Genomic DNA, 13788 nt, shown 5'->3' with positions numbered 1-13788 from the left:
GGTCTTGAAAGGAATGAGGACAGTGGCACAGAACTGGAATGCAAAGAGCTGGCGGGATCAAGAGGCGCGGCATCTGCCGGTCTATCCCGACGCGGACAAGCTGAACGCGGTGGAAGGCACCCTTGGCAGCTTTCCGCCGCTGGTCTTTGCCGGCGAGGCACGCGCGCTCAAGGCCGATCTGGCCCAGGTGGCGGCGGGCAAGGGTTTTCTGCTCCAGGGCGGGGACTGCGCCGAAAGCTTTGCCGAATTTCATCCCAACAACATCCGCGACACGTTCCGGGTGCTGTTGCAGATGGCCGTGGTCCTCACCTTTGCCAGCAAGCAGCCGGTGGTGAAGGTTGGCCGCATGGCCGGCCAGTTCGCCAAGCCGCGCTCGTCGCCGGTGGAACGCCAGGGTGATGTGGAACTGCCCAGCTATCTGGGTGACAACATCAACGGCATCGATTTCACGCCCGAACAGCGTATCCCCGATCCCGACCGCATGCTGCGCGCCTATAGCCAGGCGGCCGCAACGCTCAACCTGCTGCGCGCCTTTGCCGGCGGCGGCTATGCCAACCTGCGCCAGGTGCACGGCTGGACGCTCGACCATATCGCCAAGAGCCCCTGGGCCACCAAGTTTGGCGAAATGGCCGACAAGATCGGCGAAGCGCTGGACTTCATGGAAGCGTGCGGCGTCAACCCGTCGAACGTCCCGCAGCTGCAGGGCACCAGCTTCTATACCAGCCACGAAGCGCTGCTGCTGCAGTATGAAGAGGCGATGACGCGGCAGGATTCGCTGACCGGTGACTGGTACGATACCAGCGCGCACATGCTGTGGATCGGCGATCGCACCCGCTTCGAAGGTTCGGCCCATGTCGAATTCCTGCGCGGCGTGGGCAATCCGATCGGCATGAAGTGCGGCCCCAGCCTGACGCCCGACGCGCTGCTGCGCATGCTCGACACGCTCAACCCCGCGCGCGAAGCCGGCCGTATCACCCTGATCAGCCGCTATGGCCACGACAAGGTGGAAGCCGGCCTGCCCGCGCTGGTGCGCGCGGTGAAGCGCGAAGGGCACCCGGTGGTGTGGAGCTGCGACCCGATGCACGGCAACGTGATCAAGGCCGACAACGGCTACAAGACGCGGCCGTTCGACCGTATCCTGGCCGAAGTGAAGGGCTTCTTCGCCGTGCACCGCGCGGAAGGCACGCATGCGGGCGGCATCCATATCGAGATGACCGGCCGCGACGTGACCGAATGCACCGGCGGCGCCGTGGCGATCACCCAGGAAAGCCTGGCGGACCGCTACCACACCCACTGCGACCCGCGCCTCAACGCCGCGCAGTCGATCGAACTGGCGTTCCTCCTGGCCGAAATGCTCAACTTGGAACACGCCGACAAGAAAGCCGAAGCGGCCTGAGACTAGCAAAAAGCCCCCTCCTCTTCAGAGGAGGGGGTTGGGGGTGGTGCAAAGCCGCGCGCTAAATCCCGAACAAGCGGGACCCCGGATCAAGTCCGGGGTGACGAACCATGTAACGTCAGTTTAACGTCACCCCGGACTTGATCCGGGGTCCGGCTTTCCTTCGAAATCGGCCGCAACGTGCGTTGACGCTCCGCATGTGTCTGCGCGACGATCCGCCCATGGATCGCGAAACCTATGGCGGCTGGGTCTATATGATGGCCGATCGCTATCGCGGCACGCTCTACATTGGCGTGACAGCGGACCTCGCAAAACGGATCGATCAGCATCGCAAGGGCGCCGGATCAGACTTCTGCGCGCGCTACGGTTTGCATCGGCTGGTTTGGGCCGAGCGCGGAGAGCCGATCGACGCCTGCATCGCCCATGAAAAGCGGTTGAAGCGCTGGCGCCGGGACTGGAAGTTTGCGCTGGTTGAAACGGCCAATCCAGGGTGGGACGATCTGTTTCGGTTTCTGGTGTGACTGTTTCCCAAGGAAAAGCGGGACCCCGGGTCAAGCCCGGGGTGACGTTGTAAATTGATGCTATCGCGTTCGTCACCCCGGACTTGATCCGGGGTCCCGCTTGCTGATGAGCACACATTTCCGGGCACAACCGCACGTCGCCACTTCCCCCCGCGCACGCCATCGCGCACAGTGGCGGGCATGAGCCAGCCCAACGCCCAAAAGCCCATGGACCCGCTTGCCCAACGCGCGCTGTTTGCCAGGGCGGTGGACCTGCTCGGCGGGATCAAGGCCGCTGGCCAGGCGATCGGGGAAAGCGAACTGGGCATGGCCGCGCTGCTTTCGGGCGCGGAGCCATTGCATCCGCGCGTGCTGGAGCGGGCGAGCAAGGCCTTGATCGCCCATGCGGACGCCTGCCGCGCGATGGAGCGGCGCATTTCGCCGGCCTTTACTGCCAACCTGACCAACGCGCAGATCGGCAGGGGCTGAAACCCACCGCAGTCTGCGCCCAAGGCGGCCTGGCGGATATAGTATAACGCTGATCGGCGCGGGTTGGTCGTTCGTCGAACGGTTGGGAACCTTTGCTTGACACCATCGCGCCCGCGCGCGTTCGATGCGGCCGCCAAACCGGTTTCGCCTGTAAAGGAATTCACCCTTGCGCTCCGCCCTGTCGCTTGCCGCTGCCGTATCCCTGCTTGCTCTTAACCCCGCGCTGGCCCTGGCCAAGCCTGATGACGCCGCCAAGGCGGACAAGGCTGACAAGGACGCCAGGTCTGATGCGGCGCGCAACGATCCCGATGGCGTGCCCGATCCCGATAACGCCACCACCACGCGCTTCTTCAAGCCGCGCAAGGTGCTCTCGTCCGGCATGGTGACCGTGGGCGGTCAGAAGATCGACTACACCGCCGAAGCGGGCACCGTGGTGGTGCACCAGGCCGATTGGGACGATACCGATTGGCGCGAGACCGCCGCAGCCGGCAAGACCAAGGACGATGCCAAGGACGCGCCGGCCGAAGCCTCGATGTTCTACACCGCCTATTTCAAGAAGGGCGCGCCCTCGGCCGATCGGCCGATCACGTTCCTGTTCAATGGCGGCCCCGGTTCGGCCACGGTCTGGCTGCACATGGGCGCATTCGGCCCGCGCCGGGTGATCACTGCCAACGACAGCCACACTCCGCCCGCGCCTTATAACCTGGTGGACAACGCCTATAGCCTGCTCGACGCATCGGACCTGGTGTTCATCGATGCACCGGGCGCTGGCTGGTCGCGCATTGCCGGCAAGAACAAGGAAAAGGCGTTCTGGGGCGTGGACCAGGATGTCCATGCCTTCCGCGAATTCATCAAGGCGTTCCTGTCTGACCATGGCCGCTGGAATTCGCCCAAGTTCCTGCTGGGCGAAAGCTATGGCACGCCACGCGCCTCGGCCCTGGTCAACGCGCTGCAATCAGACGATTCGGTCGATTTCAACGGGGTTGTCCTGCTTTCGGCGATCCTCAACTTCGATCTTTCGGCTGATGGCCCGGAACACAACCCGGGCGTGGACAGCGCCTATGTGGTGAGCCTGCCCACCGTGGCGGCGACGGCGTGGTATCATAACCGCCTGCCCGGCACGCGCCCGGCCGACCTGGAAACCTTCCTGCGCGAGGTGGAGCACTTTGCCACCACCGACTATGCCATGGCCCTGATGCAGGGCAGCACACTGCCCGATGCCCAGCGCCAGGACATGGCCAAGCGCCTGGCTGGCTATACCGGCATTCCGGCCGAATACTGGCTGCGCTCCAACCTGCGGCTCAACGTGGGCCAGGTGATGCAGCACTTGCAGGAAGAGCAGGGCCTGACGACCGGCCGCCTCGATTCGCGCTTTTCGGGCCCGACGCTCGATCCCACGGCCAAGGAAGCCGGCTATGACCCGCAGAGCGCGGCGATCAGCTCGGCCTATATCTCGGCGTTCAACGCCTATGCGCGGGACAGCCTGCACTATGCCACGCAGGCGACCTACAAGCCGTTTGCCGGGCTGACCGAATGGGACATGACCCACCGCCTGCCCGATGGCAGCCGGTCGGAAAGCGGCCCGCTCAACGTGATGCCAGACCTGGCCAACGCGATGAAGCAGAACCCGCAGCTCAAGGTGCTGCTGGCCGGCGGCTATTACGATCTCGCCACGCCCTATTTCGAAGGGCTGTTCGAAACACGCCACCTGCCCATGCCGCAATCGCTGCAGGGCAACATCAGCTTTGCCTATTACCCGTCGGGCCACATGGTCTATGCCAACGAAGCCTCGCTCAAGGGCTTCCACGATGCCACGGCGGCCTTCATCGCCCGCAACAGCGGCAAGCACTGATCCCGTTCAATAGAACGCGGTCACGTTGAACGAACCATAGGTGGTGGATTGCCCCGGCTGCGCATTGGGCGCGGTCTGCATGAAGCCACCTTTGGCCAGATAGACCCCATCGAATTCCAGGCGCAGCCGGCGGGGCACCGCCCAATAGCGCAGCCGGGAATCGAACTGGTGCCCGGCAAAGGTGCCGCTGGTGCCCGCCGCATCGCGCACGCCCGAACTGCCAAACATATCGTGCGCATTGGCCAGCCACATCGGGTGCCACGTCAGCAGATAGTCAAACCGCTTGGACGGCGCGCCTTCCAGCCGCAGTCCGGGGGCGATGATATTGGCGCGGTAGGGCACGTTATAGAGCCCGGCCGGGGCGAAATCGTTGCGTCGCGTGGCATAGAGCGGATCATAGCGGGTGATCGTGCCGCCGGGCGTATCGCCGGTGGCATAGTCCAGCTCTGCCGTCAGATGCGTTTTGGCCTTGTCGGCAAAGGTATAGCCCACGCGTACGTGCAGGTTGCCGGCGCTGACGGGCAGCAGCGGCGCATTGGGCGCCATGACCGTGGCTTCCTCGCCCCACTGGTAATTGCCTTCCAGTTCGTAATCCAGGTGCGCCGGCGCGGGCTCTGCCGCCAGGCGCAGGCTGGAGGTGTTGAGCGAGCGGTCGCGCGTCGGGGTATCGGGCCGGTCGCGTTCGCCAAGGTGCAGCAGTCCGGCCTCTACCAACGTGACCGGCGCGCCCTTGGCCGAGATCACCTTGCCGACAAAGCCGCCCCACAGCATCAGGTCAAAGCCTTCATGGTCCCAGGCAAAGCGGTGGACATGCATGCCGCGCCGGTCCAGCGGCAGGCGCTGGTCGGGCAGGGTGAAGACGAGTGACGCACGCCATCCGCTGGGCCATTGGGCCTCGGCATGAAGGCCGGTATAGCTGTTGATGGTGTTGCGATAATCGTCGGCCGCGATCAGGCGGCGCGATCCGATGTTGAGCGTTTCGCGCCCCAGCCTGACGTTGAGCTTGCTGCCCTTGCCGAGGTGGCCGGGCAGGTCCAGCCCGACATAGCCTTGCACCAGTTCAATGGCATTTACCTCTCCGGTGGTGATCGGCGTGCCGGGATTGTCGTTGAACACGCGCGCGTCCCACAATTCGCCCACCACCTGCCACGGGCCCTTGGTCCACGCTGCCTTGATCGTGGCGCGGGTGTTGATCAGCTGGTCGGTGCGGTTGGCGTTGGGCCGCGCCTGGCCATCGATCACTTCATAACGCAGGCGAATCTGGCCAGAGATGGCCAGGCCATCGGCCGGCGGTGCCTCTCCCGCCAAGGCCGGCGGGGCGGCTGCCAGGGCCGTGGCGGCAAGCAGCGCAGCGCCCGGCAGGCGGGCGCGGTGGCAAAGGGCGGGCATCGGCGGTTTCCCTCGTGGCATGGCGATGCCACCGGGATTAGCGCCGCGCCCGCCAAGCCGGCGTGAAAGCGGCCTTAAGCGGAACTACGCGCCGTCGAACAGCACCACAGCGCGGGCGCCATCGCCACGGCGCAGCGCGGCAAAGCCATCGTTGACCTGATCAAGCGTGATCCGCGCGGTCAGCATGGTGTCGAGCTTGAGCTGCCCACCGAGGTAGAAATCGACCAGGCGCGGCAGGTCGATCGGAAAGCGGTTCATGCCCATCAGCCCGCCTTGCAGCGTCTTGCCCGACAGCAGGTCCATCGCCGAAAGGCCGACCTTGTGATCAAGCGGCATCATGCCCAGGATCGTGGCCGTGCCACCCCGGCGCAAGACCTGCACCGCCAGATCGGCCGAAGCCGGGCGGCCCACGGCCTCGATCGCATGCTCCACGCCGCCGCGCGTCAGTTCCATGATCGTGCCGGCGGCATCGTCGGCACTGGGGTCGATCGTGTCGGTCGCGCCCATTTCCTGCGCCAGCGCGCGCTTTTCGGGTGAAGGATCGGCGGCGATGATGCGGCCGGCCCCGGCAATGCGCGCGGCGTTCACCGCCGCCAGACCCACGCCGCCGCAGCCGATCACCGCCACGCTGTCACCCGGCGTTGGCTTGCAGGCATTGAACACCGCACCAGCCCCGGTGGTGACCGCGCAGCCCAACAGCGCGGCGCGATCGAGCGGCATGTCGGGCCGGATGGCGACGCAGGCGTTTTCGTGCACCAGCATCATTTCGGCCAGCGCCGACAGGTTGAGCATCTGCTGCACCGGTGTGCCGTCTGGCCGGGCGAGGCGCGGCGCCGCGCCGCGCGGGCGGCGGGTGCCGCTGCCCAGGCACAGCGCCATGCGGCCCGACAGGCAGAATTCGCAGGTGCCGCAAAAGGCCGAAAGGCAGGTGACCACGCGATCACCCTTCTTCACCCGCCGCACTTCCTCGCCCACGGCCTCGACAATGCCGGCGGCCTCGTGCCCCGGCACGGCGGGCAGCGCGTGGGGATAGGCGCCGTCGATGAAGTGCAGGTCGGAATGGCACAGGCCGCAAGCCACCGTGCGGATCAGCACCTCATGCGGGCCGGGCCGGTCAACCACCAGATCGGCCAGGGTCAGCGGCTGGCCCGCTTGTTCGAGAACGGCAGCTTTCATCGGTGGTCCTCTTCGTGGCGCCGGCGGATCGCGTCGCGGCTGCGCTGGTCCATTCGCGCAAATGCGCGGCCGGTCAACGCCCGGTAAGGGTGATCATCCAGAAATCGGGTCGCGTGCCGATGCGCAAGGGAAAGCTGCCCGATCCCACGCCGCTGCCGATCAGCACGATCTGGTCCTGCCAGCGCACGATGCCACAGCGAAATCGCGCGTCGTAATAGCGATTGCCGGTGATGGGGTTGCCGGCGATGCTGATGCCGGGCAGGTGAATCTGGCCGCAATGGGTGTGGCCGGCCAGGATCAGCGGCACGCCGGGGATTACGCGCGGCACATGCTCCACCACGATCACCGGCTTGCCCGCGGCGCGCGCCGCCGGCAGCAGCGGCGCGGCGATCAGCCGGGCACGGGGCGTATCGGCCAGGCCCAGCAGCGTGATCGGCCCCACGCCCTGGCTCTGGTTGTTGAGCACGGTGATCCCGGCGCGGCGCAGCAGCGCGGTAACCGCGTGCGGATCAGTCCATTCGTCATGATTGCCCAGCACGGCATAGACGCCCAGCGGGGCATGCAGGCGCGCCAGTGCCTCGGGCAGCAAATCCAGATGCACTGCCGGATCGTTGCGCCGGTCCCCGTTGACGAAATCGCCAGCCAGCAGGATGGCATCGGCGTGCTGCGCCATGATCTGGTCCACCACCCGGTCCAGCCGGGCGGCGCTCATCCCGTGGCTGCCGACATGGATATCGGAAACCAGCGCCACATCGATCTTGCGGCCGGCCATGGCCGGAGTATCGAACACGATCACCGCGCGGCGCACCAGCGGCGGCCAGGTTTCCACCCAATAGCCCCAGCCCAGCAGCGCCAGCCCGGCCAGAATCAGGGCAAGGAGCGTCCAGGCCCACCACATCCGGCGCTGGCTTGGCGGCGATGGCTCGATCTCCACGGCCGCCACGCGATCAGTGCCGGGTCAATTCGCGGACAAAGCCGATCAGACCGGTCTGGCGCGCGCGCTTGAGGCGTTCGGCCGCCAGGATCTGGCAGATCTGGGTATAGCAGGCATCGATATCGTCGTTGACCACGACATAGTCATAGCCGTCCCAGTGGCTGATTTCGGCCTGGGCGCGGGCCATGCGCGCGGCGATCACTTCGGCGCTGTCGGTGCCGCGCCCGGTCAGGCGGCGGCGCAGTTCCTCGATGCTTGGCGGCAGGATGAACACGCGCACCACGTCGGCCTCGGCCTTTTGATAAAGCTGCTGCGTGCCCTGCCAGTCAATGTCGAACAGGGTGTCGCCGCCTTCCTTGAGGCGGGCGCGGATATGGGCCTTGGGCGTGCCATAGCAATGGCCGAACACTTCGGCCCATTCATAGAATTCGTTGGCTTCGACCATGGCATCGAACGTGGCGCGGTCGACGAAGTGGTAATCCTTGCCATCCACTTCGCCGGGGCGGATCGGGCGCGTGGTGGCCGAAACCGATGCCTCGATCTGCGAATCGTGCGCCAGCAGGCGCTTGGCGATCGTCGTCTTGCCCGCGCCCGAGGGCGAAGACAGGATCAGCATGAGGCCGCGACGATGCAGCGCATCGGCACGGGAAACGGGCAGGGTGGGGGGCAATGCGCTGTCGGCCATGGTCGCAGATGGACCATGGCCGCCCTGCCGGTCAAGCCGCAGTTTGTGGCACCGGGAAGGTTTGCCAGGCTCTGCCGCAAAGGGGCAGGCGCTGCGGGATCAGCGCGGCTTGGCTTTCACCGCGGCGCGGGCGCGGCGGGTCTTGCGGCGATCATAGAGCGCCTTGGCGACCAGGCCGCCGCCAACCACGATCGCGCCGGGCACCGAACGCGTGGCGACGCGGGCAATCGCGGTGCCAACCAGGCTACCCACCAGCGAGGGGCCGCGGATCAGCCCGCCGGGCGTGCGCACCGGCAATGCCTTGCCCAGCACGCGGCCAGCCAGGCCCTTGCCGGCAACGCCGCGGGCCAGCAGGGCGCTGCCCGCGCTCATCGCGATATCGGTGAGGATCAGGGTGGTCAGCGGGCTGTTGAGCGGCTGATCGTCCTTGGTAGGCGCAGCCTTGGCCGGTTCTGCCTTGGCCGGCACGGCCTGGGTGCCGTCCTCGTTGATATCCTGTTCCGACTTCGCCGCTTTGCCCTTGGAAACCATGTGCGGGTGCCCCGTGTACCTTGATGGCCTGCGGCAAACGCGATCGGACTGGGCCGGGATCAGGTCTGGCGCAGGCGGTTACTTCTTGCGGCCGAAATCGACCGTGACGACATTCGAGCCGTCGTCGCTGCGTTCAACGGCGGGCTTGTCGGAAGTTTCCCCGGGGTTTGCGGAAGAATCGTTTTCCGCGTCCTCGTGGATGTCATCGTCCATCTCGTCGGCCGCCTGGAACTGCAGGCCGAAATCCACCGCGGGATCGACAAAGGCCGTGATCGCGCGGAACGGGATGACCAGCGTTGACGGCACCTGGTTGAAGCTCAACCCGACAGAGAAGGTATCTTCCTCCACCTTCAGGTCCCAGAACTTGTTCTGGAGCACGATGGTCATCTCGTCGGGAAAGCGTTCTTTCAGCCGGTTGGGGATGGAAACCCCCGGCGCCCCGGTGCGGAACGTGATGTAGAAATGGTGCTGGCCGGGAAGCATCCCGCCGGATGCCTCCACCTGGCCCAGGACGCGGCCTACCACGGCGCGCAGGGCTTCCTGCACGATTTCGTCATAGGGGATCAGGCTGTCGGGCGTTTCGCTCATATGCAGCACAACTGGCGCTGGCACGGGCGCGGGTCAAGAGGGAGTGATTGATTCTCGCATATCCGGGCGTATAGGCATGGCCCATGCGCACCGGATCGATCACCCGCACCACCGCCGAAACCGATATCAAGGTCAGCGTCAACCTCGATGGCACCGGGGTCTATGACGTGAACACCGGGATCGGCTTTCTCGATCACATGATAGAGCAGTTCTCGCGTCATTCGCTGATCGATGTGACGCTGTTCGTGAAGGGCGATCTTCACGTGGACGAGCATCACACCGTGGAAGACAGCGCGATCGCGCTGGGCCAGGCGATCGGCCAGGCGCTGGGCGACAAGAAGGGCATCACTCGCTACGGTTCGACCTATGCCCCGATGGACGAGGCGCTGGCCCGTGTCGCGCTCGACATTTCCGGCCGCCCGATCCTGGTGTGGAAGGCCGCGTTCAGCCAGCCGCGCCTGGGCACGATGGACACCGAGATGTTTGAGCACTGGTTCCAGTCGATCTCGCAGGCCGCCGGCATCACGCTGCACATCGAGTGCCTCTATGGCACCAACAACCACCACATCATCGAAGGCATCTACAAGGGCTTTGCCCGCGCCATGGCCCAGGCCATCGCCATCGATCCGCGCAAGGCCGATGCCGTGCCCTCGACCAAGGGCATGCTCGGTGGCTGAACAGCTGGCCCTGATCGACTATGGCGCTGGCAACCTGCGCTCTGTCGCCAATGCGCTGAAAGTGGCTGGCGCCGACAATGTCATCGTCACCGCCGATCCCGATGTGGTGCGCCGCGCCGATCGCATCGTCCTGCCTGGTGTGGGCGCCTATCGCGCCTGTGCCACGGCGCTGCGCGGCGTTGTCGGCATGATCGACGCGCTGGAAGAGCGCGTGCTGGCCGATGCCGTGCCGTTCCTGGGTATTTGCGTGGGCATGCAATTGCTCGCCTCGCGCGGGGTGGAGCATGGCGTGACCGAGGGGCTCGACTGGATCGCGGGCGAGGTGCGCCTGATCGAGCGGACCGATCCGGCGATCAAGGTGCCGCACATGGGCTGGAACGATGTGTCGCCCATGCACCACGGCGATGGCGCCAGGCTGATCCGGGGTGGGGAAGCCTATTTTCTGCACTCGTATCACTTCGCGGCCGACGACGGCGCAGATGTTGCGGCGATGACTGACCATGGCGGCGGCCTGGTGGCGGCCGTGGCGCGCGACAATATCCTGGGCGTGCAGTTCCACCCGGAAAAGAGCCAGGCTTATGGCCTTGGCCTGTTGTCGCGCTTCCTCGGCTGGCAGCCCTAAGCCGAAAAGCCTGAGCCACCCAGCCTGAGCCGCACAGCCCCGCCAAAGGGGCAGGGCGCGGAACCAGCCGCGCCGCGAGGCTTTCCCTTTCCTGACACCGGCAGGAAAAGGACGCATCATGGCAACAGGTTACGCGGCAACCGGCGGGGCAGCGGGGCATACCGCGCAAACCCCGTTGACCGGACGGCGCATCGCCATCACTGGCGGCACCACCGGCATTGGGCGCGCCACGGCACTTTTGCTGGCCGGTGAAGGCGCGCAAATCTTTACCTGCGGACGCGATCCTGAGCACCTGGGCGATTGCCTTGCCGCCGTGCGCAATGCTGGCGGCACGATCGACGGCCTGGCGCTGGATCTGGCGCATGAAGGCGCGGTCGATCGCTTTTTCGGCGCCGCCGAGCAGGCAATGGGCGGGATCGACGTCGCGGTCATCAACGCGGCGGTGCCGGCCTCAGGACTGACCGAGATGGACGAGGCGGCGCTGCGCTATGCCATCGCGGCCGATTTCACCGCCTATCTCGTCTCGGCCTGGCGGGCAGCCGCAGCCTTGTCGGGCAAGGATGGCGACATCGTGCTGGTCGGCTCGATGAGCGCGCACGTCCTTGGTGGCCATTCCACCGTCTATGCCGGGATGAAAGCCGGCATCGCCGGTTTTGCCGAGGCGCTGCGCCGCGAAATGGGCGGCAAGGGCGTGCGTGTCGGCCTGGTCGAGCCGGGCCTGGTCGGCACCGATTTCCAATATCCCGATATCCCCGCAGACAAGCAGCGCGCGATGATCGCCGACGAGAAGATGCTGCGCGCCGAAGATATCGCCGTGGGCATCCACTATTTCCTCACCCAGCCGCGCCGCACCGTCGTGCAGCAGCTGGTCATTGTTCCCAGGGTCAACGAAGAATGAAATTTCCCCACGACCGACTGGTCATCACCCCCCACGTCATCGATCTGTCGCGCTCGCCGCTGGCGGGCCATTTCGATGCGGAAACCTTTGTGCTGGGGGCATTCAACCCCGGCATGACCACGCTGCCCAATGGCAACGTCCTCCTCATGGTGCGCGTGGCCGAGGCGCTGCGCGAGCCGATCCGCGATGGCAAGGTGCACGCGATCCGCTGGGATGGCGACGGCCGGCTTGTCGGCGGGCAGCCGTTCGGGCGCTTCGTGCTTGATGCCTGGCCGCTGGAACTGGCCGATACCCGCGATCCGCGCAAGTTCATGGTGCCCGGCGGCGGCTGGAAAGTCATGGCGCTTACTTCGTTATCATGGCTGCTGCCGGTGGAAATGACGCCTGATGCCATGGAAATTGTGGCGATCCATTATGACAATGCGATCGCGCCGGCGGGGCCTTGGGCCTGCTATGGCGTGGAAGACGCCCGCATTTCCCGCGTGGCCGACGGGCAATACCTGATGACCACCTGCTCGGTCAGCCCGGAGCGCCATTCCACCACGCTTTACAGCTCTGCCAATGGCCTCGACTGGACGTTCGAGGGTATGGTGCTCGATCACCAGAACAAGGACATGCTGATTTTCGAAGGCCTGGTCGATGGGGCCTATTGGGCCCAGACGCGGCCCCTGGGCGATCTGTGGTTTGCCTATCCGCCGGGCAGCCCGTTCCGCGCCGGCCCGTCGATCAACCTGGCGACATCGCCCGATGGCCGGCACTGGAAGCCCCATCTTTCGCCGCACATCCGCCCGCGCGTCGATCGCCCGGCCACGGCCCGGATGGGGGGCGGCGCGCCGCCGATCCTGACGGAGGTGGCGGGCCAGCGTGGCTGGCTCAGCCTGTGGCACGGGGTGGAGCCCAAGGAAATCGTCGGCATCTACCGCACGTTCTGGAGCTTGCTCGACGAAGCCGATCCCACCCGCATCCTGGCCGAAGGAGAGGTGCCGCTGCTGGAACCCGAGCCGGCGCTGACCCAACCGCTCGAAGACCTGCTCTATCTGCGCGATGTGGTCTTCACCACCGGGGTGATCGACCAGGGCGATCGCTTCATCATCGCCTCGGGCGAGGCGGATCTGGCATGCCGCATCACCCATGTGCCCAAGGATGCGTTGGGGTAGGGTAACACAGGGGCTTCGACAGGCTCAGCCCGAACGAACTTCACGGAAATTCGGTCTTGCCCCCGTTCGCCCTGAGCTTGTCGAAGGGCACCAAGCGTGAGCCACGCAAAACCCGTTGGACATGGCCGCGTGCGATGCTAGGCGCGCGGCCATGATCGTATTTCCCGCCATCGACCTCAAGGGAGGTCAGGTCGTCCGCCTTGCAGAAGGCGATATGGATCGTGCCACCGTCTATGGCGATGATCCCGCGCATCAGGCCGGGCTGTTTGCCCAGGCGGGTTCGCAATACCTGCACGTGGTCGATCTCGATGGCGCATTCGCGGGCGAGGCGCGCAATGCCCGCGCGGTGGAAAGCATTCTCAAGGCCTTTCCCGGCCATGTTCAGCTGGGTGGCGGCATCCGCAATGCCCGCGCGGTCGACGGCTGGTTCGATCTGGGCGTCTCGCGCGTGGTGATCGGCACCGCCGCGCTGAAAGACCCGCAGTTCGTCAAGGACATGGCCAAGGCCTATCCCGGCGGCATCGTCGTGGCGGTGGACGCGCGCGACGGCATGGTCGCCACGGCTGGCTGGGCCGATGTGTCCGACGTGTCGATCGCCGACATGGCCCGCCGGTTCGAGGATGCCGGCGTCGCCTCGCTCCTGTTCACCGACGTGGGCCGCGATGGCCTGCTCAAGGGTTGCAACATCGAGGCGACGGTCAACCTGGCGCGCGCCACGCGGCTGCCGGTGATCGCCAGCGGCGGCGTGAAAGGCATTGATGACATCGCCATGCTCAAGGTGCATGAAGCCGATGGCATCGAAGGCGTGATCACCGGCCGCGCGCTCTATGACGGGCGGCTCGATCTGGCCGCCGCGATCCAGATCGCGGAACGCTAAAGACTTGCACCAACGAA

At 65.9% G+C, this 13788-nt stretch carries 15 protein-coding genes; 9 read left to right on the top strand and 6 right to left on the bottom strand.

The features are described 5' to 3' along the window. Positions 1 to 22 precede the first annotated feature (22 nt). The 4 genes from IP65_RS02890 to IP65_RS02875 all read left to right on the top strand — a co-directional run bounded on the left by IP65_RS02890 (position 23) and on the right by IP65_RS02875 (position 4237). On the top strand, positions 23 to 1396 hold the full coding sequence (locus IP65_RS02890) for a class II 3-deoxy-7-phosphoheptulonate synthase (RefSeq protein WP_054130678.1): 1374 nt from the start codon (positions 23 to 25) through the stop codon (positions 1394 to 1396). 221 nt (positions 1397 to 1617) lie between these two features. After that, entirely contained in the window at positions 1618 to 1917 is a 300-nt protein-coding gene (locus IP65_RS02885) for a GIY-YIG nuclease family protein (protein ID WP_054130903.1), read from the top strand. 180 nt (positions 1918 to 2097) lie between these two features. Then, entirely contained in the window at positions 2098 to 2385 is a 288-nt protein-coding gene (locus IP65_RS02880; protein WP_022677432.1) for a hypothetical protein, read from the top strand. A 166-nt stretch (positions 2386 to 2551) separates the two neighbouring features. After that, positions 2552 to 4237 carry a S10 family peptidase gene (locus IP65_RS02875; protein ID WP_054130677.1) on the top strand — a complete coding sequence of 562 codons (1686 nt, stop codon included), beginning with the start codon at positions 2552 to 2554 and terminating at the stop codon, positions 4235 to 4237. A 6-nt stretch (positions 4238 to 4243) separates the two neighbouring features. Here the strand turns inward: IP65_RS02875 and IP65_RS02870 are convergent, their stop codons facing one another. The 6 genes from IP65_RS02870 to IP65_RS02845 all read right to left on the bottom strand — a co-directional run bounded on the left by IP65_RS02870 (position 4244) and on the right by IP65_RS02845 (position 9540). Continuing rightward, complete coding sequence (locus IP65_RS02870; RefSeq protein WP_211183297.1) at positions 4244 to 5626, bottom strand: alginate export family protein; 1383 nt, start codon at positions 5624 to 5626, stop codon at positions 4244 to 4246. An 84-nt stretch (positions 5627 to 5710) separates the two neighbouring features. Further along, positions 5711 to 6802 (bottom strand): Zn-dependent alcohol dehydrogenase, encoded by a 1092-nt coding sequence (locus IP65_RS02865; RefSeq protein WP_054130676.1) that lies wholly within the window; start codon positions 6800 to 6802, stop codon positions 5711 to 5713. A 73-nt stretch (positions 6803 to 6875) separates the two neighbouring features. Then, entirely contained in the window at positions 6876 to 7745 is an 870-nt protein-coding gene (locus tag IP65_RS02860) for a metallophosphoesterase (RefSeq protein ID WP_054130675.1), read from the bottom strand. A 4-nt stretch (positions 7746 to 7749) separates the two neighbouring features. Further along, positions 7750 to 8421, bottom strand: coding sequence for a guanylate kinase (gene gmk, locus IP65_RS02855; RefSeq protein WP_054130674.1), 672 nt, complete (start codon positions 8419 to 8421; stop codon positions 7750 to 7752). Positions 8422 to 8520: 99 nt separating this feature from the next. Continuing rightward, positions 8521 to 8952, bottom strand: a complete 432-nt coding sequence (locus IP65_RS02850; protein ID WP_054130673.1) for a hypothetical protein — start codon at positions 8950 to 8952, stop codon at positions 8521 to 8523. A gap of 78 nt (positions 8953 to 9030) precedes the next feature. After that, the gene (locus tag IP65_RS02845) at positions 9031 to 9540 is read right to left on the bottom strand and encodes an SspB family protein (RefSeq protein WP_022675789.1); all 510 of its coding nucleotides are present in this window, start codon (positions 9538 to 9540) and stop codon (positions 9031 to 9033) included. Between the two features lie 83 nt (positions 9541 to 9623). Between IP65_RS02845 and hisB the strand changes: the two genes are divergently transcribed. From hisB to hisA, 5 genes are all read left to right on the top strand, one after another. Beyond that, complete coding sequence (hisB, locus tag IP65_RS02840; protein WP_054130672.1) at positions 9624 to 10217, top strand: imidazoleglycerol-phosphate dehydratase HisB; 594 nt, start codon at positions 9624 to 9626, stop codon at positions 10215 to 10217. Further along, entirely contained in the window at positions 10210 to 10839 is a 630-nt protein-coding gene (gene hisH / locus IP65_RS02835) for an imidazole glycerol phosphate synthase subunit HisH (protein WP_197279196.1), read from the top strand. Before hisB ends, hisH begins: the two co-directional genes overlap by 8 nt. A 118-nt stretch (positions 10840 to 10957) precedes the next feature. Next, on the top strand, positions 10958 to 11737 hold the full coding sequence (locus IP65_RS02830) for an SDR family oxidoreductase (protein ID WP_054130670.1): 780 nt from the start codon (positions 10958 to 10960) through the stop codon (positions 11735 to 11737). Further along, the gene (locus IP65_RS02825) at positions 11734 to 12894 is read left to right on the top strand and encodes a glycosidase (RefSeq protein WP_054130669.1); all 1161 of its coding nucleotides are present in this window, start codon (positions 11734 to 11736) and stop codon (positions 12892 to 12894) included. The genes IP65_RS02830 and IP65_RS02825 overlap by 4 nt, the downstream gene beginning before the upstream one ends. A gap of 151 nt (positions 12895 to 13045) precedes the next feature. Next, positions 13046 to 13771 carry a 1-(5-phosphoribosyl)-5-[(5-phosphoribosylamino)methylideneamino]imidazole-4-carboxamide isomerase gene (gene hisA, locus IP65_RS02820; protein ID WP_022675794.1) on the top strand — a complete coding sequence of 242 codons (726 nt, stop codon included), beginning with the start codon at positions 13046 to 13048 and terminating at the stop codon, positions 13769 to 13771. The last annotated feature ends 17 nt before the right edge of the window (positions 13772 to 13788 follow it).

It is taken from the genome of Novosphingobium sp. AAP1 (genome assembly GCF_001295765.1).
Lineage (GTDB): Bacteria > Pseudomonadota > Alphaproteobacteria > Sphingomonadales > Sphingomonadaceae > Novosphingobium > Novosphingobium capsulatum.
Note: the sequence above shows the minus strand (reverse complement) of the source record. Positions and strands in the feature narration are given on the sequence as shown.